This is a genomic window from Paenarthrobacter sp. C1 (genome assembly GCF_049315185.1).
GTDB lineage: Bacteria > Actinomycetota > Actinomycetes > Actinomycetales > Micrococcaceae > Arthrobacter > Arthrobacter nicotinovorans.
The window spans coordinates 235,419-260,298 of record NZ_CP186053.1 but is presented as its reverse complement, the minus strand read 5'-3'; the positions used below and the strand labels follow the sequence as shown (position 1 = coordinate 260,298).

The window sequence follows — 24,880 nt, the reverse complement described above, 5'->3', positions numbered from 1 at the left end:
AAGCGTCTCAGGCCCGACCCTGTTGGGCAATTCCTGAGATGATGGTCGCCGAACACATGAAAGGCGGCGCCCAATGACGGAACTGAACGTTGAATACCGCCCGGATCAACTCAGTTCAGACGAACTTCTGAACCTCCTCCACCAGATCGTGGGCGGGCGCTCATCCGGTTCGACCTCGTGGATCGGCGCTGAAGACGGTGTCCTCCTGGAAGACTTCTACGGCCCAAAGCCGACCATGGAGGAACTAAAGACCCGCATCGCAGACGAGCAGGCATTCGTCGACGAGAAGTTGAGGTCGGAGGAACCGGTCTTCGTGAACACAGCAAGCGGTGGTCGCCGGATCCACAAGGCGTCATGCCACCATGTTCGGCACACGCTCGACCGGGTTGAGTGCTGGTCGTTTGTCCTCAGCGGCTACGCGACGCTCCGCCCGGAAACGATCCGGGGTGTCTCCCGGATGCCGGAACTTCTGACCCGCGCTGAGGTGGAAGCCTTGAACAGCTATGTCACATGTCAGGTCTGCGCTCCGACTCTCGACCACCCGAGGAAGAGGCACATCCTGAACTCCGGCCCCATGAAAGCGCTGAGCTTTGGGCCCCACCACATGGGACGGGAAGTGACGACGCCGGAAGGGGAATGGCTTGGCACCCTGATAAGCCACCAGCGGATCGTGACCGCCGAGGGCATTCGCAGCATAACGACGACCACAGAACGGGTCATCGAGGGCGACGGTACAGAGAAGTACACCGTTGCACCCAAAGCCGACTGAGCATCGGGGAGAGACCTTTCGGCCGCCGCACACATGAGAGAAGTCAGGTCCGCCGAACACGGCCCGTGACCGGGTGCTTCCGCCCGATCGAACGTCCTGAGAATGGCGGTTCGTGAAGCAAGCCCAGTTGTCCATCCTGGGTAGTCAAAACGGACAAAGCGGTGACGGGCCTGTTCGGCGCCCGGCGCCGCGCTGGGTCTCTAGCTCAGGTGGCAGAGCGACGGTCGACGAGGGCGCCCTTCAGTCGGCTGTGTCGTTGGTTCGAGTCCAACGGGACCCACGGATGACTTCGGTCATCTACCAGGGGGTGAATTGATTCGACATTCGATGATCCTTTCGGGAAGAAGCGGGTAAGGAAGCGCACGGGAATCCTTTCAAAAATCCGGGCAACAAGAGATGCCAACGCAACTCGCTCTGACCTCGCTCTCGCCGCTTAGTCGGCCGGAGACCTAATCGGGGTCTGTCTCAAACCGCATCAGGCAAATGGTTTCGGCCGCGGTTTAGGCATCAGCTAAAGGACACCTGAATGACGGCAGCGCTGCGGGCCGGCATTCGTATCAGCAGCTAGACCGGGACGATTCGTTGTTCGCCATGAACCGGCCGGGTCGATAAACACCAAGGCGGACTACACCCGTAGAAGAGTCCGGAAGCATCGGATGGACGCGAGCTCGCTACTCGCCACCTCCACCCCTGGCCGGGGCGCCCACCAGCGCCCCGGCTTTTTCATGGCGCTGTGGGCGAATTGGCAAGCCGGCAGTCTGCAAAACTGTGCCTTCGGGCATTGCGGGTTCGAGTCCCGTCGGCGCCTCTAAAGAAATGCCTGGAAGTTTGGCCGAGTGGTAAGGCGTCTGTCTTGAAAACAGCAGCCGGGTGTCACAGCCCGCGGGGGTTCGACTCCCTCAACTTCCGCCACGGTGACAGCCAGTGGCTCCTCCGCACACATGAAGTCTGCCGGGGCAAGCCCGGTCTCAAGCCGGAAGGAACCACCATGTCTGTCTCATTCAACACCGTCCCGGGCCTTGTTACGGCCTTCGCCATCGCTTGCGTCCACGGGCCGACCGAGCAGCGCTTCGACTCGTACCGGGCAGTCCAGTCGTTCCTGCAGGCCGAGCTGGACATCCACGGTGGGACCGGCCACCTGGCCCAATGCGGAGGTGAGTACTGCGCCGCGATGCGAATGTCGGTGGAGCCCCTGGAGGCTGACCCTTCCCCGCGCCTGAGCGTCAGCGGTTCCAACGCGGTCACCCTGCTGCGCCTGCTCGGCTACCCTGTGGACGGCTACTCCGTTTCCGGCTCCGACACCGCCGAAAACTTCCTGGCCCGGGTCCAGGACGCCCAGGGAGCCACCGGCTGCGGCAGCAGCTACCTCGCTGGACGCCTCGCGGAACTGCGCGCCATCGCCGAGTTCTCCTCTACCCGTGGGCGAGACGTCCAGTGGGCGTAGAACGAGTCAGCTGCCAGCGACGGTCTTCGCCGCGAGTTCAGCCAAGTGCTCGGCCAAGGAAGTTCGCCGGTAGTGGTAGTCATCTCCTGCGATGTATTGGTTCGTGAACATCAGCTCGCCTGTTGTCTGGGACAGGTGGACGCGGGTCGCGTTCCTTGGCTCGTCATCTCGACAAGCAAGGCCCAGTAGCTGGCTATATCCCTCCGCCAGCGGGCTGCATGAACGGACTGTGTGCGGCCGCTCTTTGTCGGCTTTTACCGGATGACGGAGAGCAATTTTGCCTGCGGAGTCAATGGCTATGTCACAGTAAGGATCATCGCCCCACCTGTTGAAATGAATAGTCCCAAGCGCATAGGCCTGACTAGACGAACCGGCTCCCCCTGACGGCACAGGCGGAACACCCGAAGACCGCAATGCATCGAATACTTCAAGGACCAGTGCCCTGAGCTTCGGCTCGAGCTCCCTGACAATGGCGGCATGTGCGTCAGCAGCCTCGGCTGCCGCTGCGTTAGCGGCTGCCTCGGCCGCAGACTGGGCTTGCAGCTTCTGCCCGAACAGATCCTTGAAGTCCATCTCTTGACTCCTGTAACCCGAGAATTTGGGTCAATTCTATGTGCACCGACTGCCGCTGGTGAGAAATCAGGCAGAAGCCGGACACATGTCAGGAGACCGCGTGCTTCCAGATGTCTTCAGCGACTTAGAAAGAGGACCATGTCCGAAACCCACATTCACGACGTCATCATCATCGGCTCCGGACCGGCGGGGTACACCGCCGGAATCTACACCGGACGGGCCAACCTCAAGCCCCTCATCCTGGCCGGCATGTTGGAGCCCGGTGGCGAGTTGATGAAAACGACTGCGGTCGAGAACTACCCCGGTTTTCCTGAGGGGATCGACGGGCCTGACCTGATGGAGAACTTCCAGGCCCAAGCGGAGCGCTTCGGGGCCGAGATCCTTTTCGAGGACGCAACAAAGCTCGACCTCGAAGGCCCGGTCAAGAAGGTCACCGCCACCGACGGCGAAATCTACCTGGCCCGATCTGTGATTATCTCCACCGGCTCTGCTCACCGGAAGCTGGGGCTTCCAAACGAGGAAGCACTTTCCGGTCGTGGCCTCTCCTATTGCGCCACCTGCGACGGCTCATTTTTCGAGGACCAGGAGGTAGCAGTGGTGGGCGGCGGCGACTCAGCCGTCGAGGAAGCACTGTTCCTGACCAAATTTGCCACGACCGTCCACCTCATCGTCCGCGGAGACAAGCTGCGCGCCTCGAAAATCATGGCGGACCGTGTCCTGGCCCACGGCAGAGTCCGAGTACGCTACGAGAGTGAAATTGCAGCCATTGCGAGCTGCGCTATGGCCAACGGCGCCGGAGAGGCGGTGGTGGGTATCAAGACCGTTGACCGCAGCGGCAACATCGACCATGTGCCCGTCAGCGGAGTCTTCATCGCGATAGGCAACGACCCGCGCACCAGCCTGGTGGCCGGTCAGCTGGAACTGGACCGCTTCAGCGGCTGCATCAAAGTCATGGGTCGGTCGTCTCAAACATCCCAGCGCGGTGTCTTCGCCGCCGGTGACGTCATCGACCCCATGTACCGCCAGGCGATCACCGCCGCAGCGTCCGGCTGCGTCGCCGCCCAGGACGTCGAACACTACTTGGCAGAGTCCGCCCCGGCCCATCTGGAGGCGGCTTCGGCCTAAGTGCCGATCCGCGCTGGTGTAACTGGCAGCACGCCGGTCTTTGGAACCGGATGGTCGAGGTTCAAACCCTCGGCGCGGAGCGTGAAAATCCACGGGGCGAAAGCTCCCGAATGACAGAAACGGAATGACCCAGAATCTCCACGAAGGATCCCGTGTTCGGCTAGGCCAGGGCACGCGTCCGAAGGCCTGGTGGACGGTGCGCGCGATGGACGACCGTTTCACCATTCTGACCAGGCCAGCATCAAACACAGCCCGAGGCAGTGAGTACGCGATCATTGACAACGTCCGAGCCCTTCGTGGCCCATGTGACCTCATTGGGCAGGGCTGGGACGTCGACGCCGAACAGGGCTGTCAGAAGCTGCTGCGGGCATTGAACTTCCATCTGGAAGTCGTGGCCAGGCTGGCGGCGGGCGAAGAGTCGGTACGCACGACCGAGACCTCCACAGAGGTCTCCTACCGAAACAACGTCCCGATCGAAATCCTTGAGGTGGCTGCATAGCAGATCAGCTCGCTTCGCGTTCACTGTGGAGTCCCGCACACAAAGTAGGTGTCCCGCTTCGGCGGGCTGACACAGCAGGAGCCGCGAACACAACAGGAAAGGGGCGCGGATGTCATGGAGAGCGTTCTCGTTCTCAACGCAGGGTACGAGCCCCTGCACAGGGTATCGCTGAAACACGCCATCAGGATGGTCCACCGCGGGGTTGCCGAAGTCCTCAAGGACGACGGGGAGCTCTTTGGCCCGTTCGCGCGTCCCCTGGTCCTGCGCCTGATCCGCTACGTCAAGATGACCTGGCGTGCCCGGCCCAGCTGCAGCAAGGATGCCGTCAAGCGCCGTGACGGCCGGTGCGCTTACTGCACGAAGGGCAAGGCCGAGACGGTCGACCACGTCATCCCGCAGTCCCGTGGCGGGCGCAACACGTGGATGAACCTCGTGGGTTGCTGCTTCGCCTGCAACCAACGGAAGGCTGACCGGACCCCGGCGGAGGCCGGCATGAAGCTGCTCCTGACGCCCTATGTTCCCAAGGAGCGGCCGCCGCTGCTGCCGGACTTCGACTACGCACTCCTGGCATAAGGAAGGGCCCCTGGCATCAGATCCAGGGGCCCTTCCGTGTTCAGCAGTCCAGAAACTACGCGAGGATCTTCGAGAACTCCGCACTGAGGTCGGGGCAGTAGTTTTTCGCCCCGACGGTCAGCAGACCGGAAAGGTCCTTGGCGGCCGCGGGTGTCACGGCGTCGGTCGATCCGGTGGCGGCCGTCAGGGCCTGCTGGAGCAAGGCATCTTTCCCGGTTTCGCCGTTGGCCACAGTGGCGCAGGAAAGTTGGGAGATGACAGTCAGCTTGTCGTTCTCGATCGAGTCCAGGGTCGTCGTGTCTTTGCGCGCCTCGGCGTAGAACGTCTTCTCTTTCATCACGGGCTTCTGGTAGTCCCAGAGCGTCTTGTTCGGTTTTGGCCCGTCGGTGGCGGCGCTGCCGAAATGGGGATCAGCCGTGTTGGAGGGGTTCGGTTCGACGGGCGGGGGAGCTGCTGTGGGCGTGGAGCAGCCGGCAACCAGCGCCAGCGTGACCGCCGCGAAAGCAACCGATGCGAGTTTCTTCATGAGCTTCCTTCGATCAGGACGGGAAACAGCCTTCATCAAGAAACATGCGTAGGTACGCTGCCCATGGGCCCCGACGCAGGCCCGGCCCAAGACTCAGAGGTCCCGCAGGGGGCGTAGTTCCTTGTCTCGGAAGGTGTCCGGACGGACACGGGGATTCGAGTCTGCGTCGAGGAACAGCCGGTAGTAGACGGTGCTGACGCGTCCGGCCACACCGCTGAGTGTTCCGGCCCTGTAGACGTGTTCGGTCCAACCGTCGCCGAGGATGGCCTGAACCCAGGCATCGCTTTCTCCGGACGGCAGGGAGGTGCGGTTTCCCATGAGCCGGTGGTGGCCGGCGAGGGAGATGGTGATGCAGCGCTGGCCGACCAGGGACGGGTCTTCAGCGAACCAGTCCAGGTCTGCGGTGTCAGCAACGATAGTCAGGTCTACTTTGGAGTCCGTCAAGGTCCGCACCGGCCCGAAGCGGGGGAGCTCGCGTCCTGATTCGTGCTGGTTTCCAGCATGCGACCGGCCCTCCGGTCCCAGGACTTTTTTGCGAAAATCGGCCAGTTCTCGGCGGTACTTGTCCTGGATTTGTACAGTCAGTGTATGAATGTCCACCCGGACAACTTACCCGGATCATCGGATCGTAGATGGAAGTTGCACAGTTTATGTCGATCCGCGCGCCTCGAACCGTACCCTAGCCAGTCATGCCCGAACGGCTCACCCTGATGCTCGTCCCGCCGCCTAAGCCTGACCGGGTCTGATCATCCCCTGCGAAGCGTACGGGTGGAGCTGGTCAGCCCGCCGAGTTCTTCAAGTGAAGCCGAGTCCAGGAAGCCGGCGACTTTGATGGTCCCGTCCGGGCCAACACGGATGTCGATCCTGTTGCGAACAAGCTCGGGACGGTAGTTCCGGTATCGGTCAGTCAGGTGGATGAAGCGCTGGTTCCCGGAACCCACGAGAGCACGCTCCGTTTCGGGGTTCCAATCCTGGTAGGGACCGTCGACGAGCAGGTCCACCTCGGCCAAGAAGGCTCGCGTGGAGTCGTCCCGGTCGCGGAGGGTCTCGTATTCGTATCCGGAGAAGGCAATGACCCCGAGGCCGGCGTCATGTGCGGCCGTAGCCAGCGCGTGGCCTGCATTGGGTTGGTCGAACGGCTCACCACCGATCAGAGTCAGGCCTTCGACACCGGCGGCGACGGCGTCTTTGATGATCCCGGCCACTGGCAGTTGGGTTCCCCCGCGTGAACTGAACAGGTGGGGGTTGATGCAGCCTTTGCATTTGATGCTGCAGCCTTGGAACCAGATGGCAGTCCGCAACCCCGGGCCTTCAGCCGTGGTGCCGTGCAGGACGCGTCCTACGCGGAGCATCGGCTCGTTGATCAAATGTCGAGCCTTCGGGCGCTGTGGTTGCTTTGGGGTGCCGGCTGCTGCGCCGAGGGAGCTGGGGAGGCCTGCACGGCACCGAAAGTGAGCTTGTTCCGGTGCGGGATCAGTAGGTGCGGCGGCACCTGTGCCTTGGAGATGAGCTGCTCGAATGAGGTGAAGGAGCCAAGTTGCTGACGGGTGCCGACAATCCGGTTTGCTGTCTCGTTGTCGACTCCCAGTGCCGTGACGAGCTCCTGCGGAGTCGCCGTGTTCACGTTGATGCCTTCGCCGGGCGCGGCGGCCGGGCTGGTGTACTCTGCGGGTGCCACGTAGGTCGGCTGCTGGGTATGAGGCGCTGGTGCCGGTGGTGTTGCGAAGGCCGCTGCTGCAGCGTTGGGGTTGTACCCATGGGCGGGGGAGGTGTTGCTTGTAGGCTGTGAGGCTCCTGCCTTGGCGTACCACTTCCGGTCGTCGACGTGTGCTTTCCAGATGAGCCACTTCTTATTCGTGACGAATGATGCAATCACCCCGCCGATGAAGGAGGTGAACATCACCCAGCCCCAGATGGTGAGTTCAGGAGAGGACTTGGGTGCGGCTTTGGTCCCAGAGTCGATCATGCTTGAGGTCACCATCACGCCCACCCCCACGAGGAGGAAGCCGATGCCCATGCCGATCCAGAGTTTGTTCTTGGATTTCACGCCGCGGATGAGGAAATTGACTCCGGTGAGAAGTCCGAAGGAGAGGATGCTCCAGAGGACGCCTGCGCTGTTGCGCAGGCGCCAGGAACGCGAGCAGAGTTTTTCTTCGGGTGTCATCGGTCTGCCTCATTTTCATACTGGTATGTCGTCTGGTCGGTGGTGGCCTGCTGGTAGTACGCCGGCGTCAGCCGTGAGTCGGTAATGACCGCATTCGGGAGAAGGGCCTGGATGGCGGCGAGTTCATCGGTGCAGCTGGGTCCCGGGCCGTGCGCTTCAGCGGTAATGGACCCGGTCGCCGAGACAGTGATGGTGATGGTTTTCTTCTGCGTCATGATGCCTCTTCGAAGACGAGCTGGACTTCGCCATTTGCGTTCGTTTGGGAGACGAGGACCATGCCCATTTCCGCTGCACGGGCATGGAGGGACTCGATGGTGCGTTGCTGCAATAGCGCACCGACACTCAAGTCCAGGGCGGCCAGCAGGTTGCCGGTTTGTTGTTCGTCGTGATCGACCCTGCCAAGGAAGGTCTCACCGATGCGTTGGAACGTGATGCGTCCGTAGGGGCTGTTGCCGGTGACGCGGCCTTCGGCCACGCTCAGCTCGGTCGCACCCATCGCCACCAGGGCGTCTTCGAGAAGTTGCTGGTCGGTGATGCGGGTTGTTTTGCACTTCTCGCACAGATCGGTGCTCTTTGCTTCCCGGATGGCGGCGATGGCCGCGATGCCAAGTGGGATGAGGAGAACTTCGAGACTCATCGTGGCCGCCTAGAAATCGATCTGGCGGCCGCCGCGCCAGGAGTTGACGTCAGTACTGGCCGCGGTGCTTGTCGAGGAGTATTCCTCACGGGCGCTGATGGAAGTAGCGGCCACGGCGCGGGTGGAAGCCCATTCGCGGATACCGTTGATCTGTTCGGCCTGGGTGACCGACAGTGGAACGGTGTTGGAGATGGCCCGGCGCAGGTCCTTTTCGTTCAGCATGCGCCGTTCCGAGAACGCCTCGAAGCAGGCGCTGACTGCCGCCTCGGCGATCTCAGCTCCGGAGAAGCCTTCGGTTAGTTCGGCGAGGAAGTCCAGTGAGTCCTCGGTGGTTTCAAAGTCGCCGCTGGCAGCCGAGTCGGATGTGAGCCGCTTCTCCAGTTGAATCCGCCAGATGTGCTTTCGTTCTTCCTTGGTGGGAAGGTCCACGAAGAAGATCTCATCAAAGCGGCCCTTGCGGAGGAATTCCGGGGGCAGGGAGTCGATCTTGTTGGCTGTAGCGATCACGAACACGGGGCTCTTCTTTTCCTGCATCCACGTGAGGAACGTTCCGAACACCCGTTGGCTGGTTCCGGAATCGCCGCTGCCGCTGGAGCCGAAGCCCTTCTCGATTTCATCAATCCACAGAATGGACGGTGAGACTGCCTCGGCGAGCTTCAGGGCGCCCCGCATGTTCTGTTCGCTGGAGCCGACCAGTCCGGAGAAGACCCGGCCAACGTCGAGACGGAGCAACGGCAACCCCCACAAAGTGGCCATGCACGTGGCGGTGAGGCTCTTGCCGCAACCGGGAACGCCGGTGATGAGGACGCCTTTGGGGGCCGGGATGGACCAGCGCTGGGCTTCGGGCAGCCAGGAGCCGTTGCGTTTGTTCAGCCATTTCTTGAGGTTCTCCAGACCGCCGACGTCGTTCATCGTCCCTTCCGGAGAGATGAACTCCAACAGCCCGGACTTCCGGATCGTCTGGCGTTTCTCATCCAGGACGAGCGCGATGTCGGAGGCGTCCAGCCGTCGGTCTGAGGCGATGGCGCGGGCGAACGCGTTCTCCGCTTCACCCAACGTCAGGCCCTGGGCGGCCTGAATGAGCCGCATCCGGTCATCCGGGGACAGGTCGACAACGATCGAGGCCGCGTTCGCGCCAACAATCTCGTCAAGGACACCTTCGATTTCCCCGGCCGTCGGCAGCGGCAGATCAACGACGGTGACTTCCTTCTCCAAATCGTTCGGAAGAGTCATACCCGGGGAGACGATGATCAGCGTGTGCGGCACTTCTCCGGTGCGGAACGCCAGCGCTGCGTCCTGAACGGCGCGGACCATGATCGGCTCGGCTGGCCGGCCTTGCGATCCGAGGAAGTGGTGAAGGTCGAAGAACACGAAGATGGTCGGTTCGGTTGCCTTGAGGGCTTCATTCAACGCCGTATCCGGTGACGTTGGCTTTCCAGCCTGGCCTGGTGTGTGCAATCCCTTTGACACCGTGTAGGCCACGACACTCCGCGGACGCCGCAGTTCGGGACTGACAGCAACGGCTTCGGCGGCCGCGATCACCCGGTTGCCTTCGTGAGTTTCGACGAGAAGAATCGGGTGCCGCGCCCGGATAAGCTCGACCAGGGTTTTGCCGAAGGTCAACGGCGTCTTTGCATTCACTTAGGCTCCCCCACGTGTTTCAGTGCCACAACTCCGGGCAGCATATCCCAGGACTGGCGGGGGCCGTATCAAGTTACCGACCAGTGTCATGTGTGGCGGGCACGCGCTCAAATTTGGGCGTTGGAAATCTACCAATGCGGGTACATGAGCAGTGCGGGGCCGGTCCCTGGCGGAGTGTCCCTGTGGGTTGCTACTCCTCCAGGTGGAACTCGACCCGGTACCTCATGAACCTGATGTTCGGAGCCACTGACAGGGCCCGGCGAATCTTCCTGTCGTCGTCCAAAGCGATGATCAGCCCTTCGACCTCCTGGCCCGGCTCCAGCATGGTCTCCTGGACAAAGCCCATGTATCGCTGAATCTGGCCAACCACCGCGTCACTGGCCCTACCGCGTTTGAGTTCGATGACGAGGATACGCTTGCCGTCCTTGCTGACTGCCAGGATGTCCATCGGGCCGGTGTCGGTCAGATACTGCTGGCCGGCGAGCTGTCCGTCCTCTTCGTAGATGTCGTAGTCGCGGCCCAGGACAGTGCTGCGCCAGTTGCTCACCAGGAAATCCTCGAGCTGCTTCTCCATCTGGAAGGCGAGCTGTTCCTCTACCTCAGAGGCGATGACGGCCTCCATGACGGGCACGGAATCGGTGACACGGGTGAGCTGTGCCAGTTCCGCAGAATGGGCGGCCAGTTCGAGGACCGTCTGCTGGGTGCCCGCCGAGGACGCCAGACCCGGGCTCATTTCGTCGCGGCCGAAGGAGCCCTTCCAATCGACCCGGCGGCGGTGGGGAAGGGGCGAGCCTGGGTGGTACTCGTAGCCGGATGCCACTACGCCGAACTGGTAGGTCCTGTCCGGCTTGGGCGCAAGAACGACGTCACCTTCCTGGATGCCTTCGCAGGCTGTCCACAGCCTGCCCATGGCCAGGCCGGCACCGATCTTCGTTGTTCCCGGGTACAGCTCCTGATACACACCGTTCAGTGCCCTGCGGAAAGCTTCGGAGCCCGAGCCGAGGTACGGTCTGATGTCGTAGTCGCCGATGAAATCGACACCCAGGTATCCGGACTCGATCATTTCCTGTGCGTTGCTGCCACCTTTGCCCTGACGGACAACCCAGTACGACGTCACTCTTCTCCCAGCCAACGGCCCCGCTTGGGCCAGTCTTTTCCGCTCTGAATGTACAGGATTCCGACACTGCCTCGCGGGAGAGTGGGCAAAGAGCCGTCCGTGGAGCCGAGGCCGCAGATCGTCAGGCGGCGACGAGCTCGTCGCGGAGGTCGCGGAACATCCGGGTGCCAACCTCAGTGGTGACGCCGAACTCACGGTTGCGTCGTGCGAGGACGGCCAGCCGATCAGCAGCCTCGTTTCCTTCATCTCCACGGTGACCCTTCACCCAACGGAACACAATGGGTATGTGACGGGTCTCCTCAAGGATGCGCTTGGCAAGCTTGATCTGCTCGGCATTGAACGAGGAAGGCAAGCGGTAGGCCCCGATGATTCGCACCACGCGAAGGGCTGCCTTGGAATCGGACTGGACCACGACAGTGCCCTGTCCCTCTACTGGGACGGGGTGGCGGCTGATGAGGGACTGGACTGCCCAGCGGATCGCGAGCAGTTCGCCTGTCAGGATGTCTCCGGTTCGCGCCACCTCTGCAGTCCTCTGGCCGCACGAAAGCACGGTGCCGTCCTCGGCGGCAACGACCCAGCCGAGCCCGGCTACCTGGCCGCCGTTGGCGATGGACGCATCGGTGCTGACCACCATGCTGCGGGCGTTGGGGTTCAGCCGGGCCTCGGTCGAGACAGGCATCTCTTCCAGGGCCTTGACGACAGCGGTGCGGTGGCCACAGATGGCGGTCGTCTCAGAAAGAAATACGTTCGGCACGCCGTCGATCATTCCGGCGATCGCCTTGCGAACCAGGATGTTTGATACATCAAGCATGACGTACTGGTGTTCAGCGGCCACCTCCAGGACAGCGGAGAAGGCCGCCAGGACGGCCTCGGTGCGGGTGGCGCCGAACGATTCCTGGGCATGGACCTCCCCGGTGCGGATATGGAGGCTGCCATCGTCGCCCAGGACGCCGATACCCCACTGTCCGCCGTTGTCCAGGACCCGGACGTGGAGGATGACGTCGGTAGGTGGCCCTGCTGGGTGAAGTTGTGTGGTTGCTTGGGGTGCGGCGGACATGAGCGGCTCTTTCCGGTCAATGGTGCGGCACCTTGCCGCCTCCCACTGCATGTGTGCGGCATATGGACCGGACGTTCCCACCGCTGCCGGGACCGTCTACGCATGTTCATAGGTATGGACTTGACGCGCGATCTGCGGATGCTTGAGACATCCTTCGGCCGGAACTTCTACAACGGCGACAGCCTCGATGCCATCAGGCAATCGAAGGCCGATGGATACTTCCTCCTGACCGCCCCTCACGCAACAAACCGGTGGTCCGACGGCCGCAGAAAATTCGCTGACCAGTACACCGGGGCGATGGTTCAGCTGCTCGGGTCAACGGCAGGGCAGAGCTGGCTCGCCAGCGACGGGATCAGCTCGGACTGGACCTACTGGGATGAGCGCAGTGACCCGTTCAAACTAGCGCTCGATGACATGCTCGATGAAGGGCGGTACCTGATCAACGTCGTGGGAGTCAGCGCCCGTCACGAAGCGGACATCTACGTCGGGATCGGGAACGACCCTCGCGAAGAAGAGCTGGAAATGGCTGAACTGATCGAGGACACCTTCGCGGATTTCCACGTCATCACCGGCGGCCAGTTCAACGCGGTCAGCCCCAAATCGGTCCGCAGCTACGCCCGCTCTACCGGCAGCGGTGCGATCCAGATTGAACTGGCACCGAGCATGCGCGACCCGCTGGAGCATCCGGACACGGCCGGGGAGTTCGTGCTCCGATTCGGGGAGCTGCTTGCCACCCGCTCAGCCCGCTGCATGGCGGCAGAGTCGATGCTCGTCTGAGCAAAGAACCTTGGATCCGCGCCCGCTCAAACGAACCTGACGGCCTCCACGATGTTTTCGGCGCGCAGCACGTGCGTCGTGGCCTGCCAGGACTCGAAGCGGCCGTATTGAGCCGGATCCAGAACCGATTCCCAACCTTGCTCGACTTCGCTTCGCAATTCCGGAGGCCAGTCGGTGATTTCGGACCTGGACCCTCCGGCCATGCTGAGCCGTTCATCGAAATCGTCAAGGACGCGCTCGAAACGGAAGCGGTACTCATCGTCGCTCTCGCCGGGGAGATCAGGAACATGCGGGCGCCGATTCAGAACCGCATGCCAGTCACCGAAGTGCGAAAGCAGCACCTGTTCGCGAGGTACTTTGCACGTGAAAAGCACCTCGCCCCTCGATTGCTTGCAACAGTCCACGAGATCCTGGCGTCGAATACGGGCCCAGTACCAGACCGCCCCTTCGCCCTCGCTTGTGAGCCGTGCCGCCATCTGCGCCAGCATCCAGTCATATGGTGCCGCGTTGAACGGGTCAACCAGCGACTTATCCGGAACATGGATGCCGGTCGTGAAAAGCGAATCCAGTACGCTCACGGGCTGCACAGTGTGAAGCAGGAGCCGATCGGCAAAGATGTCGTAGCCCATTCTCCCGGCTGGTACGGCTTCGGCAGGTCGGGCGTCTCGAACGCGGAAATTCAGCACGGCTACATCATCCCTGAGATTCCGGCTCACCTTGGGGCTTCGGGCATTGCTTTCCACGCCGCCGCACACATGGCGGGCAGCAAACCCGTCTCTGGAGGAACCATGCCCTGGCTAGTCAGCATCGTCAACCGCCCCATCGCCGCACCTCGGGCCGCGTCCCCTACCGCCAGGGTACGTTTCGACCAGTTGGTCGCCCTCTGGACCCGGCACGTTCCGGCCACTGCCGGGGACGGGGCAGGAGACTACGAGGACTTCGTGGAGCAGGCAGTCCGCCTGGAAGCAGCCCTGAACACCTTCGGTGCCGACAACGTCTGGCTGGTGGTCTCCACGGAACCGGGGATCGCCGTCAACGCCGGGACGGGGGAGTCCCGCGCCGCAGCGGAACTGCAGCACTGGCCCCGCTACGGGACTCAGCCGAGTCGGCGCCACGAGGACATCGACATGCAGCAGGCCCGCCTCGCCGCCGACTATTACCGCTATGAGGCGTTCGTCTCCCGGGCCGGGCGGCGCCTCAGCGTCTGCGGTTTCGGCCTCGAAGGTCAAGGCGCCGAACTCGGCGACGTCCTCGCCGGCTGGGCCGCAGGCGGTGCCCGTCGGGCGTTCCTGAAGTCGGTTCAGATCAAGCAGTTCGCTTTCCCAATGGACCTGCCCGCAGGCTTCGGCCCGGGAGACGGGTCACGGCTGATGTACGACGCCCTCGATTATGGGGCGATGTACATGGAAGGTGTGCGGGAGAGCATCATCGCCCAGGAATTCGTGACCATGGAGTACGAATACCGGCTGTTCGTCGTCGGCAATACGGTTGCCACGGCTGCCGGATGCGTGGAGGAATTCACGCCTCTGGACAACAACGGCTACCCGTTCGACAACCAGCTGCGCCGTCACCGGCAGGCAAAGTCCCCGGTGGAGGCCGAGCCCGCGATCGCCAGGGCCCTCACCAACTTCTCACGCAACGCTGTCGACGCCCTGGCCCTGGAAGTTCCGGCCCTGACCGACTACGTCATCGACGTCGCGCTCGGCCCCACCGGCAAGCCTCTGATCGTCGAATTGAACTCACTGCTGAACGCCGGGCTGTACGCGAGCCAGCCGGCTCGGGTGACCAAAGCGATGGCTACCCTGGAACGAGAAACGGTCCGTTAGTTGGCGCTGATGTAGGCGTCGACAATGGATGCCTGGATACGGCCGCGGGTGTTCACTTCCAAGCCTTCAGACAGGGCCCATTCGCGAATATCCTTCGATGAGACCCCGGCAACCCTCCCATCGCTGACAGGGCGCTTGCGTCCGCCCGTGCGGCGGGCTGCTTCTGCGAACTTCGCCAGAGAGGACCGGAGTTCTTCTGCATTCTGATCGTTCAGGTCGATCTCGTAGTCCACACCGTCAAGGGAAAACGTCAGGGACTGCGAGGCCTCGGATCCGTCGAGGTCATCGATCAGTTCTACTACTGTTTTTTGCGCCATCCGATGAGGGTATCACCGGGATTGACCCGCGGATTTGTCACACGCCGTTAGGCGGTCCGTCATCCGTCGGAGACCCCGGAGACGCTCGTGGAACGCCGCACTACACCCGCGACTAGAGGGCTACACTGGCTGCAGCGGGCCGGGCTACCGGTAGGCCGTCTTGACGTCAATTCTCTTGGCCGGAGCGGTATCTCCGCTGGCGACGGCGAGTTGCCAATGACCGCCGGCTGTAACAGGCGGGTAGAGCGCGTAGTGTTTCAGATCGTTCTTCCACAGCTCCGATTCGCCGACGCGCCAGACACCTCCGGAGGGCCCGAAGCAGGACCCAGCCCAGTACGGGTAGCCGGGGATACCTTGGGGCCCGGCGCCCGTGGCTCTGACGCAAACCGTCCCGTCAACCAGTTCGGCGCGAACGGGGCTGCTCTGGTCGGGTGCGCCGGTGTTTTGCCTAAAGCCGAGGCTGTCGCCCAGCTGCATGTTCTTGAGCAGTGTGGTGAGGGTTTTCCCGTCCTCGGTGACGCCTATGCACAGGAAATCGTGTGCGGACGAGGGGTTCTGGAAGCACGGGTCGAAGATCCCTGGCCAGTAGCAGCGGAAGCCATCCTTGCGTGGAGCGATCTCGGAGCCAATGCAGCCGGATCCCGAATTGTTGGTTGCCCCGTCATACGTTTGGCTGACGGCCTTCAGGGTGCCATCTTTCCACGGGTCGAGGGTCACGAAGCGTGTGGCGCCTTCCATGGTGCCGCTGGCAGGCGCCGCCGACGCGGTGATGGTCGACTCGAAATTCGCGCCGCCCGTGAACTCGTTGATGATGCCCAGCGCCGAAGCCACCAGGAACTGCGGGCCGGCGTTGATGATTGCGAGCAGGATTTGAGCTGGCGGGGAAAGCTTGAGGGCAGTGCCGACGCATCCAAAGAAGGACTTGACGATCCCGGCGGCGTAAGCGGGCGTGAGCGGGCTGCCGGCATCCGCGGTGTCGACGATGTTCTGCATGCATCCTGCTTTGGCGAGGTCGTCGAGGGCTTTCGACTTCACGAAGCTTCCCAGCGCAGTGTCGAAGACCTTCGACAGGATCGACACGAGCAGCATCACAGGGTACTGCTTGAAGCCGATCCGCACGGTCCCGGGTGTCCCGTTGAATGTGTACTGGGCGTCGGCGCCGGGCATCATGATGCTCTGGTGGTTCTTGATGAAGCCGGCATTTTGCGCGAGGGCGACGGAGAAGGCGGTAGCGGCGGAGATCTCGACCTTGTTGGAAGCTGTTGCGGCCGGGGCAGTCGTGGTGAGGAACGGGATGGGGGAGTTGGGTGAGGCGGTGACGGTCAGCGACCCATTGGACTCGCCGACGCACAGCCAGGCCTGCGCCGGGGAGATGGCCTTGTAGGTGGAGCCGGCGATCGTGACGGGCTTGTCCACGCAGTCCGGTTTCGGGTATTCGATGCCGAGACTTTGCAGGATGCCGTCGCGCACCGTTTTCACCACGTCACCCAGGTTGAGCTGCACTGGCCAGACCCAGGACAGGTGGGGAACCTGGGCGGTGATCGTCCCGGCCGCAGGGTCCAGCACGGCCTGGACGAGATCAGGCTCCGAAGCCCCTTCGGACTGGATCATCATGGCGACCGTCTGTGCGGTGTCCGTCTGGTCCCAGGATGAAAGCCGGCTCTTATCCACCGGCACGGTCACGGTGAGCGGTTTTGACGGCTGCAGCCCGTCTCCGAGCCTGATCTTGAAGGCCTTGGCAAGCAATTGCAGGTTGTCCCCGTCGGTACCCGTCGGGTTCCGGTCCTCAAAGGAAGCCTCAACCTTCGTTCCCACCGGGGCTGCGCCAGCCGGAACGACGATGTGGACGCCGGCCACAGTCAGATCGGCCCCGTTGTCGCCGACCACGCTTTCGGACGGCGCCGCACCTTTCTGGGCGAACAGGTCACAGGAGGTGAGTGCCAGGCACATGACCACTAAAGCTGCCAGCAGCGGGATGGCCCGCGCCCTACGAAACACCCGCATTTGATCCCCCGCTTCGACGGCTGTGGCTACAGCATACGGACGCCTGCCGGTCCCCGGGCCATGGTCGCTGAATGTGACGGTGAAGACCTTCCGGGCCGACGCCGCACACATGCGGTGGAAGACCAGAGACTTCCCCGCCCAGAAACAGGAGACCCATGCCAGAAGAGAACGCGCCAGGCACGGCCCCCACCGAATTGGCCGTCAGCGTGTCCGGTTTCCGGATGGACTTCGGCGACCGGACCGTCATCGACGACCTGACATTCGCGGTCCGCCGCGGCGAGACGTTCGGCTTCCTCGGCAGCAACGGTTCCGGCAAGACCACCACCATCAGGGCGCTGCTGGGCATCTACCAGGCCACCGCCGGGACGTTGCACATCAACGGGAGGCCCTTCACGCCCGAACAAGGACACAGGCTCGGCTACCTCCCTGAGGAGCGCGGCCTCTATAAGAAGGAGCCTGTCCTGGAGGTCATGAACTACTTTGGCCAGCTCAAGGGCCTTCCCCGCGCCGCGGCAAAAACGTGGTCGCTGGACTATCTCGAACGGGTAGGCCTCGCCGACAAGGCAAAGACCCGGCTCGACAAGCTTTCCGGCGGACAGCAGCAGAAGGTCCAGCTTGGCGTCACCATCATGAGCAACCCCGAACTGCTGATCCTCGACGAACCGGCCAAAGGCTTCGACCCCGTGAACCGCCGCTTGCTGATGGAGATCATCGATGAGCAGAAACGCGCCGGGGCAACCGTCATCCTGGTCACCCACCAGATGGACGAGGTGGAGCAACTTTGCGATCGGATCCTGCTCCTCAAAGACGGCAAGGCCGAGGCCTACGGGACGGTCGCCGATGTGCAGGCACGGTATGGGTCCCGAACTGCAACCCTCGTCTACAGCGGCACATTGCCCGAGGACCTGGCCTGCACCCCGCTGCAGATCAGCCCGGCAGGAGCCGACGGTGAGTGCACCGCTCACCTCGCCCTGGCCGACGGTACCGACAACGCTGACCTCCTCAGCCGCCTGGTCAGAGCGGGCCTCAGGGTCAGTTCGTTCACCACATCCCGGACTTCACTGGAGGACATCTTCCTGCACGTCTACGGGGCAGCCAGCCCGACACTGGAAGGAGCGCTCTGATGGGCCACCACAACCTCCGGACCGTTGTCCGGTTCGAGTTCCTGCGGACCCTGAAGAAAAAGAGCTTCTGGATCACCACCTTGATCGTTCCCGTCGCAATCGGGATCGTGTTCTCCCTCGTCTCCTTCAGCGGGGCCAGTGCGAGCAAATCCGTCTCCGCCCAGCAGCGCGCACCAATCTCTTTTGCCTACCTGGACGAGTCGGGCCTCATCTCCGACAAGCTCGGCAAGGAATCCGGCGGCACACGTGTCACCGACCTGCAGGCCGCCATCGACGCCGTCCGCACCGGCAGCTCGGACGCCTTCATCTACGTTCCCCGGTCTCCTGCCCACGACAAGGTGCAGGTCTATGGCAAAGACCTGGGCCTGTTCGAGAGCGGCAAGTACAGCGCCGTGGCAACCAGAATGCTCGCCGTCGCAGTCAAGGAGAAAGTGAACAATCCCGAGCTCACCGCCCTGGCCGCGGGAAAGGTCTCCTTCACAGAGACCATGTTCAAAGACGGCAAGACCTCCGGCGGGATCTACGCCGTGATTGCACCTCTGGCCTTCCTCGGGCTCTTCTACCTCGTGATTCTTTTCCTGGGAAACCAGATCCTCAACAGCACCGTCGAGGAGAAAGAAAACCGGGTCACCGAAATTGTCCTGACGTCCGTGAACCCGACGTCGCTGATCGTTGGGAAGATCCTCGCGATCCTGGCCACAGGGGCGGTCCAAATGCTCACCCTGGGTGTGCCGGTTGCCGCTGGTTTCATGCTGCTTCGCGGATACGCAGGTATTCCTGACATCTCCCTGGCCGCGCTCATTCCCGAGCCGTCCGCGATGATGGTTGGGGCACTGGTGCTCGCCGGCGGCTTCATTTTGTTTGCCGGGGCACTGGTCGCTCTCGGCTCGGTCATGCCCACGGCCAAGGACGCCAACGGCATGTTCGGGGCCATCGTCATCACGATGTTCGTGCCCCTGTACGCGGTCCCGCTCATCCTCAGCGACCCCGGCTCCCCGGTTGTGAAGGTATTCACGTACTTCCCGTTCTCCGCGCCGGTGACTGCTCTGCTCCGCAACGGCCTCGGATCGCTCAGCGGGGGAGAGGCGGCGGTGGTCATCGCCGAACTGTTCATCCTCGGTGCAGCGGCCATCGCGCTGGCCGTGAAGCTCTTCAGGCACGGCAGCATCCACTACACCTCCCGGGTGTCTCTAAAGTCGGTACTGACCAAGCCCTGAGCCAGGAGGCTCTCCTTCGGGCGGTTCAGGAGCGGGACTTCCTCCACGCTTTGTCGCGCGTTTTTATGCCTTTGCCGCACACATACGGATCATGACAGAGAACGCTTCGCGACAGCCCAAAGGCATCCCAACCGGCGGGCAGTTCGCCGCCACCACTCACGCCGAACCGGCCCTGAACCTGGCGTCCCGCCGTCCCGAGCTGGACGGCTGGCCGGAGAACCTGCCCGAGCCCGAGGTGGCCTTGAACATCGATGATACTGGGGCCATCAGCACCACGGTCAGCATCAACGGTGAGCCTGTCTTCACGGTTTGGAACCCCAGAGACGACATCCACGACATCGAGAACGAAAGCTTCGAGAGCCCGTGGCTCAATGATGAAGACGTCCATGTAGCCGCTCAGAATTGGGCACACCGAAAGCACGACGAGAACGCTTGGCCTATCCGTCGTGAAATGAAGGCTGCAGCCAACCGGGTCCGCGCCCAGGTCCTCGGAGCCGCCACCGGGGCACGCCCGGCCACTAGCGACGAACAGCTGGAAGAACTCATCGAGCTGAACGCCGCCGCCGCACGCCAAGCCGACAAGGACATTGAACTTGCCAGCACCGCCCTCGCCGCACGCAAAATCCTGGCGGAGCACCCTTCAGCTGTGACCGGTCAGATTCAAGTCGACTCCTGGGACAACGGGGACTTCATCAGCGGGATCGTGGTCCGGGACGCGAACGGCAGGCTCCTGCGCGAATACGGGGAAGTGGACGAAGACGAACCTGGGGCGAACAGCGAGATTTACGACCTCCTCAAAAACCTTGACTCCAACGCCAGCGAGTCCAGCTGGGCTGGCGCGTTCTCCGCCGGCTCCTACGGCGATGAGCTGTACTGCATCGACCTGAATGAAGCGGCGGCGTGGACTCCGGCAGGTGATGGATGACCGCCAACCGGCAACCAAAAGGCAACCCAGCGGGCGGCCAGTTCGCCGCCGTCAACCTCGCCGATACAGCACTAAGCCTCCGGAATTACGACGATGAAGAGCGCCGGCTCGAACGGAAATACCGATCCCAAACCGACAGTGAAGGACAAAAACCATGACCGAAGACTTCCCCGCCCGCCAGCCCAAAGGGGTCCCCACCGGCGGACAATTTGCCGCCACCGCACACGGGGAACCAGGTATTGCCCTGAACAACCCCATCACGGACCCGTTTGCCCACCTGGCAGGGCTGAACCGGGCCAGGGCTCAGGCCGACTACGCACAAACGATCAGCGCGGAGGCTGCCGCCGCCTACGTCGACCACCTCAGCGACAAGCTCCTTGCCATCAACCCGGACTTCACCCGGCTGAACGTGGGCCGCAAGTACGACATCGACTATGGGCTGACATTCACGATCGAAAGCGTCGAAGACAAAGACGGCAATTACGGGGACGTCGATCTGGAACACCTCCAGGAAGAAACTTTCCACGACGCCTACCTGGACCAGCACGTTGCCTACGACGACACCAGAAACGAGTGCTACATCCGCCTCAGCCCCCGGAGTTAGACTGCCGGACCGGAAACGGAGCCGCGAGTACCACGCCCAACGGGACGTCAGCTGAAGAGACCTATCGCATTCTCCGCACACATGTGAAGCGAGTACGCCCAAACCTGCCGCGGCAGGACCTCCGACGCAAGGAACTGCTTTACATGACCCAGACCCTGTCCCACCGGGATTCGCCCCTCTCCGGGCCGCAAACAATCACCGCCGCGAAAGAGAAAACGGGACTCGTCGCAACCATCCTGCTGTTCACCCGCCAGGTCATCGCGGAACTGAGAAAAGTCGTCACCCCGACCCGCAAGGAGCTCTTCCGCTACACCGTGACCGTGGTGGCATTCGTGGCCGTGGTGATCTTGTTCGTCACCCTGCTGGACCTCGGCTTTGGCACCCTGTCCTCGCTGTTGTTCAAGGGCAACCCCATCGGCGATAACTAGCCCGGCAAAACCAGCGGCGGCTCCTCGTTGGGGCCGCCGTTTTGCTATCTGCGACATGTGTCGTCATCAAAGCGGAGGTAGTCCCCAGAACGAAGTCCAGCCAGTACGCTGATCCCAACTTGCGAATCCGGGGATGGAGGTGGCGGTGAACGCGCTGATTGGATTACTGATCATCTATGTTCCGATCATTGCTGTGTTCACCGTGGGAGTGTGGTTCTTCTTCAGGAATTTGGGCGCTTTGCATGGCCTGACTGCCTGGCAAGCGGCGCGAAGCTACCTCCGGAAAGACCTGGCCGTCGGCCCTTTGTCTCTGTGGCGGGTGAACAGGGTCTACAAGGCAAGAATGCGTCACAGCGGCGTCATCGGGCCCTCGGGGAAGCCCATGCCGGTCCGAAAAATCACGATTGCCATGCCGGGCGAGGATTACCGCTTCGTGCAGCAGTTCAGCATTCCGGCCTTCTCCGAGCAGCTGGCCGAGTACCGGCACAAGCATGCGTTGAAACAGGGGTGGTACGGGCCTGGCGACGACCCCGTACCGGTATCCGTCTGGCCGAACGAAAGGCTGAGGCGGCTCAATCCGGTCCTCTCCTACGAGGATGCCAGGGATGGGCTCACGCGTCCGATGACGGCGGACGCAGGGATGCCCGATGACGCCAGGACCGAGCCTGTCAACGGGCTGGCTTGGGTGACGTTCAAGGGCAAGCAGTGGGTCCTGCGGCCCGAGGATTCGCCCTACCGGCTGGGGCGCGCAGAGGACAACGAGATCCGCACCGTCCACGACCACATCTCCGCGCGCCATGCGACTCTCCGGCACTCTGGCAGTGGCTGGATCTGGGAGCCGCCAAAGCCCCCAAAGGAGACCACGAACGCGACAAAGATCAGTGGACAGGTCATCACGGCTCCGACGCCGCTGGTCAGTGGGTCGATCATCACGATCGGCCAGGCAGATCCGATCCGCTTCGACGCGGGAACAGAAGTGATCAACGCCGGGGGATAGCCCGGCAATTGAAGTCACGCCGTTGGGGCGAAGAGGAAGGCGGCGAACATGCAAGAAGGCCAGATGCTCGGCGAGGGGAGGTACCAGCTCCTCGAGAAAATCGACGAGGGCGGCATGGGTGAGGTGTGGAAGGCCAACGACACCAAGTTCAACCGCCTTGTCGCCATCAAGGGGATCAGTGAGAGCGCTGCCCCCGAGATGGGCGCCAAAAGGAGGCTCGAGCGCGAAGCGATCCATCAGGGATCCCTTCAGCACGACCGGATCGTCCCGATCATCGACACGTTCATCGAAGATGAGCGGCTGTACCTGGTGGCGAGGTTCATCCCGGGGACAAACCTTCAAGCGGCCGGTGACTCAGGCACCCTGACCGACACCGAGAAGGCGTCCATCCTCACGGATGTCCTCTCCGCTTTGACCTACCTGCACGAACACACGACCATCATCCACCGGGATCTCAAGCCCGCCAACATCCTCGTCGGAGAGGACAAGCAGGCATATCTGGCCGACTTCGGCATAGCAGAGTCGAAGATGGACCCGGACGCCACAAAGTCGCAGCATCTTCTCGGAAGCCGCCCATACATGGCCCCGGAGGTCCTGGACCGGGGCCAGCCAGCAAGCCAGGCCTCAGACGTCTGGGCATTTGGTGCGATCGCGCTCTGGCTTTTCACCGGGCGAACCCCGGACCGTTACACGCCCGGGATGGGTATCCCTGACGGCAACTTCGCAGGCTCCCTCAGCGACGACATCAGGGCCGCGCTCAACCACGATGGCTCCCAGCGGCCTGCGGCGTCGCAACTGCTGCCTTCCTTCCGGCGGGCGCAGTACGAAGGGGTTACCTCGGCTGTTCCTTTGGTCGACCAAACAGCACCTCTCCCCGTTCCGGCTCCTCAGCGGATGTCGGGCCCGGTCGGCACACCGGCACGTAGGCGCTGGATTCCCGTCGCCCTGATCATCGCGGCTCTTTTGGCCATCGCAGGGACTGCTGTGGCGCTGATGAATCCGCTGGGATCAGGACCGCAGGCTGCTCCAAGCTCCCCGTCGGCACTACCCACATTGCCGAGCTCAGTGCCGACGGTGAGCGAGTCTCCTACTCCTACGCCCACCCCGACCCCGACCCCAACTCAGACTCCAACCCCGACGCCGACCATCAGCGCGTCGACCCCTCGCCGATAAACTCGCTATCCGGTGACATCACGGAGGGACGGATTGACGTCCACAGTTCCGGGGGCAAGCTCGCTCCCGGTCTCTACGATGTGAGCCGTCCGCCCGGATACGAACCCTACGTCTACACCGCGGGCGGCCGCCTTGGCCGCGAAGGTTGCTACGCGCAATGGCGGGTCGTGAACAACGGTGTCCTTCTGGACACGAAAAGAACACCCTGCCAGGCCCAAGGTGGCTTCAGTGAGGTCTACTGGCCCAACCTGCTCAAATATGAGGTCGGCACCGTCGAGGTCACAGCAGCCATTACAACTGACTGGGGAGCCACGACAACGCTCAAGGTGACATTCCAGATGGCTAAAAACTGATCCGCGGGCTTTCCGGATGACTTCCGGCGAGAATGGACTTCGGCTCTGCAACATGAAGGCGCCCCTGCACTCTGCAGGGGTGCCTTTTTGCTGCGCGGCCGTACACAAACCAGGTATGACCACATCAACAGCCCGCCAGCCCAGAGGCATCCCCGTCGGCGGCCAGTTCGCACCGACCACCCACGCCGAACCATCCGTCTCCCTCGGCGCGCCGTCCGTACAGCCGGACTTCGTGCGGGTCCGGCTGCGCCAGCTCGGCGTCCTTGACCACCTCACCGAAGCGCAGGTCGCGGCCGTCACCGGGAGGCTCAACGAGTCCTTGGACTTCAGCGACCGGAACATCGAAGAAACGGCTGAACAGGTACACGTACAGGACCGCGGCTACTCTGTGGACACGGCCCGGAAAGCCCAAGCCGGTCTGGACCGGCTGCGTAGCCTTGGGCAAGCGGCGGAAGCCGACGCGCTGGAGACCGTAGCCCGGAAGTCGGCTCGTGCCCCACGGCATTCCGCCGACGCAAACGGGATGCAGCCGCGGCCCGACGGCAAAAGCGTTCCCGTGCCCGCCGAGGACCCGCGGCTGCAGGCCGGCGAAGTCTTCGACAAGGTCCAGGTCGGGGACACTGTGTTCACCCGAACCGAGGCCCTGGACTACCCGAACGACCCGTACGCCATGCGCTTCCAGGCCAACCGGCCCCTCACCGACGAGGAAGCCTATGCTCTCTCCGGTGTCATCGGATACGCCAACCGGTCAGCCATCGGCGGCGAACCCCTCGACGACCCCGCGATCGGTCCCGCACGGGACACCCCGTATTCCTTCGTCGTCAACATCGATACCACCAAGGGCCGGCAGCGCAACTACGAGAAGTTCGAGGAAATGATCCCGGACATCATCGCCCACGGATCCGCACCCCGTTCCACCAAGGGCGGCACCCGCGCAATCGAAGCCTTCGGGGATGAGGACCTGAAGCTCGAGGTCTACTACGGCGAATAGCCGGGCAGCAGGGCGGCAC

General features: G+C 62.8%; 30 protein-coding genes, 4 tRNA genes and 1 other RNA gene. 22 read left to right on the top strand and 13 right to left on the bottom strand.

The window, feature by feature from the left end; all coding sequences use genetic code 11:
• Positions 1 to 73 precede the first annotated feature (73 nt).
• The 6 genes from ACNAOU_RS23870 to ACNAOU_RS23845 all read left to right on the top strand — a co-directional run bounded on the left by ACNAOU_RS23870 (position 74) and on the right by ACNAOU_RS23845 (position 2,213).
• The gene (locus ACNAOU_RS23870; protein ID WP_422758981.1) at positions 74 to 769 is read left to right on the top strand and encodes a hypothetical protein; all 696 of its coding nucleotides are present in this window, start codon (positions 74 to 76) and stop codon (positions 767 to 769) included.
• 194 nt (positions 770 to 963) lie between these two features.
• Positions 964 to 1,049, top strand: a tRNA-OTHER gene (locus tag ACNAOU_RS23865).
• Positions 1,050 to 1,072: 23 nt separating this feature from the next.
• Positions 1,073 to 1,459: a transfer-messenger RNA gene (gene ssrA / locus ACNAOU_RS23860) on the top strand.
• A 37-nt stretch (positions 1,460 to 1,496) separates the two neighbouring features.
• A tRNA-Cys gene (locus ACNAOU_RS23855) sits at positions 1,497 to 1,577 on the top strand.
• A gap of 14 nt (positions 1,578 to 1,591) precedes the next feature.
• Positions 1,592 to 1,681: transfer RNA gene (locus ACNAOU_RS23850), tRNA-Ser, on the top strand.
• 76 nt (positions 1,682 to 1,757) lie between these two features.
• Positions 1,758 to 2,213, top strand: a complete 456-nt coding sequence (locus ACNAOU_RS23845; protein ID WP_422758980.1) for a hypothetical protein — start codon at positions 1,758 to 1,760, stop codon at positions 2,211 to 2,213.
• Positions 2,214 to 2,219: 6 nt separating this feature from the next.
• Here ACNAOU_RS23845 and ACNAOU_RS23840 read toward each other — a convergent pair whose 3' ends face one another.
• Positions 2,220 to 2,786, bottom strand: coding sequence for a hypothetical protein (locus ACNAOU_RS23840; RefSeq protein WP_422758979.1), 567 nt, complete (start codon positions 2,784 to 2,786; stop codon positions 2,220 to 2,222).
• A 138-nt stretch (positions 2,787 to 2,924) separates the two neighbouring features.
• Between ACNAOU_RS23840 and trxB the strand changes: the two genes are divergently transcribed.
• The 4 genes from trxB (at position 2,925) to ACNAOU_RS23820 (ending at position 4,983) form a co-directional block, all read left to right on the top strand.
• A complete protein-coding gene (trxB, locus tag ACNAOU_RS23835; protein WP_422758978.1) occupies positions 2,925 to 3,911 on the top strand; it encodes a thioredoxin-disulfide reductase in 987 nt (328 codons plus the stop codon).
• Between the two features lie 7 nt (positions 3,912 to 3,918).
• Positions 3,919 to 3,991: transfer RNA gene (locus ACNAOU_RS23830), tRNA-Gln, on the top strand.
• 44 nt (positions 3,992 to 4,035) lie between these two features.
• Positions 4,036 to 4,410 carry a hypothetical protein gene (locus ACNAOU_RS23825; RefSeq protein ID WP_422758977.1) on the top strand — a complete coding sequence of 125 codons (375 nt, stop codon included), beginning with the start codon at positions 4,036 to 4,038 and terminating at the stop codon, positions 4,408 to 4,410.
• A 114-nt stretch (positions 4,411 to 4,524) separates the two neighbouring features.
• Positions 4,525 to 4,983, top strand: coding sequence for an HNH endonuclease (locus ACNAOU_RS23820; protein WP_422758976.1), 459 nt, complete (start codon positions 4,525 to 4,527; stop codon positions 4,981 to 4,983).
• A gap of 55 nt (positions 4,984 to 5,038) precedes the next feature.
• Here the strand turns inward: ACNAOU_RS23820 and ACNAOU_RS23815 are convergent, their stop codons facing one another.
• The 9 genes from ACNAOU_RS23815 to ACNAOU_RS23775 form a co-directional block, all read right to left on the bottom strand.
• Positions 5,039 to 5,509: a hypothetical protein gene (locus ACNAOU_RS23815; RefSeq protein WP_422758975.1), complete on the bottom strand. Its 471-nt coding sequence runs from the start codon at positions 5,507 to 5,509 to the stop codon at positions 5,039 to 5,041.
• 93 nt (positions 5,510 to 5,602) lie between these two features.
• Positions 5,603 to 6,109 (bottom strand): hypothetical protein, encoded by a 507-nt coding sequence (locus ACNAOU_RS23810; RefSeq protein WP_422758974.1) that lies wholly within the window; start codon positions 6,107 to 6,109, stop codon positions 5,603 to 5,605.
• Between the two features lie 146 nt (positions 6,110 to 6,255).
• Positions 6,256 to 6,876, bottom strand: a complete 621-nt coding sequence (locus ACNAOU_RS23805; RefSeq protein WP_422758973.1) for a 4Fe-4S single cluster domain-containing protein — start codon at positions 6,874 to 6,876, stop codon at positions 6,256 to 6,258.
• On the bottom strand, positions 6,873 to 7,673 hold the full coding sequence (locus tag ACNAOU_RS23800) for a ComEA family DNA-binding protein (protein WP_422758972.1): 801 nt from the start codon (positions 7,671 to 7,673) through the stop codon (positions 6,873 to 6,875). The genes ACNAOU_RS23805 and ACNAOU_RS23800 overlap by 4 nt, the downstream gene beginning before the upstream one ends.
• Positions 7,670 to 7,888 carry a DUF2997 domain-containing protein gene (locus tag ACNAOU_RS23795; RefSeq protein WP_069695367.1) on the bottom strand — a complete coding sequence of 73 codons (219 nt, stop codon included), beginning with the start codon at positions 7,886 to 7,888 and terminating at the stop codon, positions 7,670 to 7,672. The genes ACNAOU_RS23800 and ACNAOU_RS23795 overlap by 4 nt, the downstream gene beginning before the upstream one ends.
• Positions 7,885 to 8,310 (bottom strand): hypothetical protein, encoded by a 426-nt coding sequence (locus ACNAOU_RS23790; RefSeq protein WP_422758971.1) that lies wholly within the window; start codon positions 8,308 to 8,310, stop codon positions 7,885 to 7,887. Before ACNAOU_RS23790 ends, ACNAOU_RS23795 begins: the two co-directional genes overlap by 4 nt.
• A gap of 9 nt (positions 8,311 to 8,319) precedes the next feature.
• Entirely contained in the window at positions 8,320 to 9,951 is a 1,632-nt protein-coding gene (locus ACNAOU_RS23785; protein ID WP_422758970.1) for an AAA family ATPase, read from the bottom strand.
• 190 nt (positions 9,952 to 10,141) lie between these two features.
• Positions 10,142 to 11,068, bottom strand: a complete 927-nt coding sequence (locus ACNAOU_RS23780; protein ID WP_422758969.1) for an endonuclease NucS domain-containing protein — start codon at positions 11,066 to 11,068, stop codon at positions 10,142 to 10,144.
• Between the two features lie 121 nt (positions 11,069 to 11,189).
• Entirely contained in the window at positions 11,190 to 12,125 is a 936-nt protein-coding gene (locus ACNAOU_RS23775; protein WP_422758968.1) for a ribonuclease H family protein, read from the bottom strand.
• Positions 12,126 to 12,239: 114 nt separating this feature from the next.
• On the opposite strand from ACNAOU_RS23775, the gene ACNAOU_RS23770 reads away from it, so the two are divergent.
• Complete coding sequence (locus ACNAOU_RS23770) at positions 12,240 to 12,902, top strand: hypothetical protein (protein WP_422758967.1); 663 nt, start codon at positions 12,240 to 12,242, stop codon at positions 12,900 to 12,902.
• Positions 12,903 to 12,928: 26 nt separating this feature from the next.
• Here the strand turns inward: ACNAOU_RS23770 and ACNAOU_RS23765 are convergent, their stop codons facing one another.
• Positions 12,929 to 13,531, bottom strand: a complete 603-nt coding sequence (locus ACNAOU_RS23765; RefSeq protein ID WP_422759255.1) for a DUF3841 domain-containing protein — start codon at positions 13,529 to 13,531, stop codon at positions 12,929 to 12,931.
• 159 nt (positions 13,532 to 13,690) lie between these two features.
• On the opposite strand from ACNAOU_RS23765, the gene ACNAOU_RS23760 reads away from it, so the two are divergent.
• Positions 13,691 to 14,728 (top strand): ATP-grasp domain-containing protein, encoded by a 1,038-nt coding sequence (locus tag ACNAOU_RS23760; protein WP_422758966.1) that lies wholly within the window; start codon positions 13,691 to 13,693, stop codon positions 14,726 to 14,728.
• On the opposite strand, the gene ACNAOU_RS23755 is transcribed toward ACNAOU_RS23760, so the two are convergent.
• Both ACNAOU_RS23755 and ACNAOU_RS23750 read right to left on the bottom strand, forming a co-directional pair.
• Complete coding sequence (locus ACNAOU_RS23755) at positions 14,725 to 15,045, bottom strand: histone-like nucleoid-structuring protein Lsr2 (RefSeq protein ID WP_422758965.1); 321 nt, start codon at positions 15,043 to 15,045, stop codon at positions 14,725 to 14,727. The two genes, ACNAOU_RS23760 and ACNAOU_RS23755, sit on opposite strands and share 4 nt — an antisense overlap.
• 144 nt (positions 15,046 to 15,189) lie before the next feature.
• Positions 15,190 to 17,049, bottom strand: coding sequence for a hypothetical protein (locus ACNAOU_RS23750; RefSeq protein WP_422758964.1), 1,860 nt, complete (start codon positions 17,047 to 17,049; stop codon positions 15,190 to 15,192).
• A 155-nt stretch (positions 17,050 to 17,204) separates the two neighbouring features.
• Between ACNAOU_RS23750 and ACNAOU_RS23745 the strand changes: the two genes are divergently transcribed.
• The 10 genes from ACNAOU_RS23745 (at position 17,205) to ACNAOU_RS23700 (ending at position 24,861) form a co-directional block, all read left to right on the top strand.
• Positions 17,205 to 18,173, top strand: a complete 969-nt coding sequence (locus ACNAOU_RS23745; protein WP_422758963.1) for an ABC transporter ATP-binding protein — start codon at positions 17,205 to 17,207, stop codon at positions 18,171 to 18,173.
• Positions 18,173 to 19,390 carry an ABC transporter permease gene (locus ACNAOU_RS23740; protein ID WP_422758962.1) on the top strand — a complete coding sequence of 406 codons (1,218 nt, stop codon included), beginning with the start codon at positions 18,173 to 18,175 and terminating at the stop codon, positions 19,388 to 19,390. Before ACNAOU_RS23745 ends, ACNAOU_RS23740 begins: the two co-directional genes overlap by 1 nt.
• 91 nt (positions 19,391 to 19,481) lie before the next feature.
• Complete coding sequence (locus ACNAOU_RS23735) at positions 19,482 to 20,315, top strand: hypothetical protein (protein ID WP_422758961.1); 834 nt, start codon at positions 19,482 to 19,484, stop codon at positions 20,313 to 20,315.
• A complete protein-coding gene (locus tag ACNAOU_RS23730; RefSeq protein WP_422758960.1) occupies positions 20,312 to 20,473 on the top strand; it encodes a hypothetical protein in 162 nt (53 codons plus the stop codon). The genes ACNAOU_RS23735 and ACNAOU_RS23730 overlap by 4 nt, the downstream gene beginning before the upstream one ends.
• Positions 20,470 to 20,919, top strand: a complete 450-nt coding sequence (locus ACNAOU_RS23725; protein ID WP_422758959.1) for a hypothetical protein — start codon at positions 20,470 to 20,472, stop codon at positions 20,917 to 20,919. Before ACNAOU_RS23730 ends, ACNAOU_RS23725 begins: the two co-directional genes overlap by 4 nt.
• Positions 20,920 to 21,062: 143 nt before the next feature.
• Positions 21,063 to 21,347, top strand: a complete 285-nt coding sequence (gene secE / locus ACNAOU_RS23720; protein WP_422758958.1) for a preprotein translocase subunit SecE — start codon at positions 21,063 to 21,065, stop codon at positions 21,345 to 21,347.
• Positions 21,348 to 21,492: 145 nt separating this feature from the next.
• The gene (locus ACNAOU_RS23715) at positions 21,493 to 22,344 is read left to right on the top strand and encodes an FHA domain-containing protein (protein WP_422758957.1); all 852 of its coding nucleotides are present in this window, start codon (positions 21,493 to 21,495) and stop codon (positions 22,342 to 22,344) included.
• 48 nt (positions 22,345 to 22,392) lie between these two features.
• Positions 22,393 to 23,517 (top strand): protein kinase domain-containing protein, encoded by a 1,125-nt coding sequence (locus ACNAOU_RS23710; protein WP_422758956.1) that lies wholly within the window; start codon positions 22,393 to 22,395, stop codon positions 23,515 to 23,517.
• An 80-nt stretch (positions 23,518 to 23,597) separates the two neighbouring features.
• The gene (locus tag ACNAOU_RS23705) at positions 23,598 to 23,870 is read left to right on the top strand and encodes a hypothetical protein (RefSeq protein WP_422758955.1); all 273 of its coding nucleotides are present in this window, start codon (positions 23,598 to 23,600) and stop codon (positions 23,868 to 23,870) included.
• 115 nt (positions 23,871 to 23,985) lie between these two features.
• Positions 23,986 to 24,861 (top strand): hypothetical protein, encoded by an 876-nt coding sequence (locus tag ACNAOU_RS23700; protein ID WP_422758954.1) that lies wholly within the window; start codon positions 23,986 to 23,988, stop codon positions 24,859 to 24,861.
• Positions 24,862 to 24,880: the final 19 nt, after the last annotated feature.

What these genes read in the sequence shown, in the direction of transcription:
- ACNAOU_RS23735 (WP_422758961.1), top strand. Translation starts at nt 19,482, where the DNA reads ATGACAGAGAACGCTTCGCGACAGCCCAAAGGCATCCCAACCGGCGGG.
- ACNAOU_RS23760 (WP_422758966.1), top strand. Translation starts at nt 13,691, where the DNA reads ATGCCCTGGCTAGTCAGCATCGTCAACCGCCCCATCGCCGCACCTCGG.
- ACNAOU_RS23845 (WP_422758980.1), top strand. Translation starts at nt 1,758, where the DNA reads ATGTCTGTCTCATTCAACACCGTCCCGGGCCTTGTTACGGCCTTCGCC.
- ACNAOU_RS23820 (WP_422758976.1), top strand. Translation starts at nt 4,525, where the DNA reads ATGGAGAGCGTTCTCGTTCTCAACGCAGGGTACGAGCCCCTGCACAGG.
- trxB (WP_422758978.1), top strand. Translation starts at nt 2,925, where the DNA reads ATGTCCGAAACCCACATTCACGACGTCATCATCATCGGCTCCGGACCG.
- ACNAOU_RS23755 (WP_422758965.1), bottom strand. Translation starts at nt 15,045, where the DNA reads ATGGCGCAAAAAACAGTAGTAGAACTGATCGATGACCTCGACGGATCC.
- ACNAOU_RS23825 (WP_422758977.1), top strand. Translation starts at nt 4,036, where the DNA reads ATGACCCAGAATCTCCACGAAGGATCCCGTGTTCGGCTAGGCCAGGGC.
- ACNAOU_RS23750 (WP_422758964.1), bottom strand. Translation starts at nt 17,049, where the DNA reads ATGCGGGTGTTTCGTAGGGCGCGGGCCATCCCGCTGCTGGCAGCTTTA.
- ACNAOU_RS23700 (WP_422758954.1), top strand. Translation starts at nt 23,986, where the DNA reads ATGACCACATCAACAGCCCGCCAGCCCAGAGGCATCCCCGTCGGCGGC.
- ACNAOU_RS23790 (WP_422758971.1), bottom strand. Translation starts at nt 8,310, where the DNA reads ATGAGTCTCGAAGTTCTCCTCATCCCACTTGGCATCGCGGCCATCGCC.
- secE (WP_422758958.1), top strand. Translation starts at nt 21,063, where the DNA reads ATGACCCAGACCCTGTCCCACCGGGATTCGCCCCTCTCCGGGCCGCAA.
- ACNAOU_RS23725 (WP_422758959.1), top strand. Translation starts at nt 20,470, where the DNA reads ATGACCGAAGACTTCCCCGCCCGCCAGCCCAAAGGGGTCCCCACCGGC.
- ACNAOU_RS23765 (WP_422759255.1), bottom strand. Translation starts at nt 13,531, where the DNA reads ATGGGCTACGACATCTTTGCCGATCGGCTCCTGCTTCACACTGTGCAG.
- ACNAOU_RS23770 (WP_422758967.1), top strand. Translation starts at nt 12,240, where the DNA reads ATGGACTTGACGCGCGATCTGCGGATGCTTGAGACATCCTTCGGCCGG.
- ACNAOU_RS23775 (WP_422758968.1), bottom strand. Translation starts at nt 12,125, where the DNA reads ATGTCCGCCGCACCCCAAGCAACCACACAACTTCACCCAGCAGGGCCA.
- ACNAOU_RS23745 (WP_422758963.1), top strand. Translation starts at nt 17,205, where the DNA reads ATGCCAGAAGAGAACGCGCCAGGCACGGCCCCCACCGAATTGGCCGTC.
- ACNAOU_RS23795 (WP_069695367.1), bottom strand. Translation starts at nt 7,888, where the DNA reads ATGACGCAGAAGAAAACCATCACCATCACTGTCTCGGCGACCGGGTCC.
- ACNAOU_RS23815 (WP_422758975.1), bottom strand. Translation starts at nt 5,509, where the DNA reads ATGAAGAAACTCGCATCGGTTGCTTTCGCGGCGGTCACGCTGGCGCTG.
- ACNAOU_RS23800 (WP_422758972.1), bottom strand. Translation starts at nt 7,673, where the DNA reads ATGACACCCGAAGAAAAACTCTGCTCGCGTTCCTGGCGCCTGCGCAAC.
- ACNAOU_RS23840 (WP_422758979.1), bottom strand. Translation starts at nt 2,786, where the DNA reads ATGGACTTCAAGGATCTGTTCGGGCAGAAGCTGCAAGCCCAGTCTGCG.
- ACNAOU_RS23870 (WP_422758981.1), top strand. Translation starts at nt 74, where the DNA reads ATGACGGAACTGAACGTTGAATACCGCCCGGATCAACTCAGTTCAGAC.
- ACNAOU_RS23710 (WP_422758956.1), top strand. Translation starts at nt 22,393, where the DNA reads ATGCAAGAAGGCCAGATGCTCGGCGAGGGGAGGTACCAGCTCCTCGAG.
- ACNAOU_RS23730 (WP_422758960.1), top strand. Translation starts at nt 20,312, where the DNA reads ATGACCGCCAACCGGCAACCAAAAGGCAACCCAGCGGGCGGCCAGTTC.
- ACNAOU_RS23740 (WP_422758962.1), top strand. Translation starts at nt 18,173, where the DNA reads ATGGGCCACCACAACCTCCGGACCGTTGTCCGGTTCGAGTTCCTGCGG.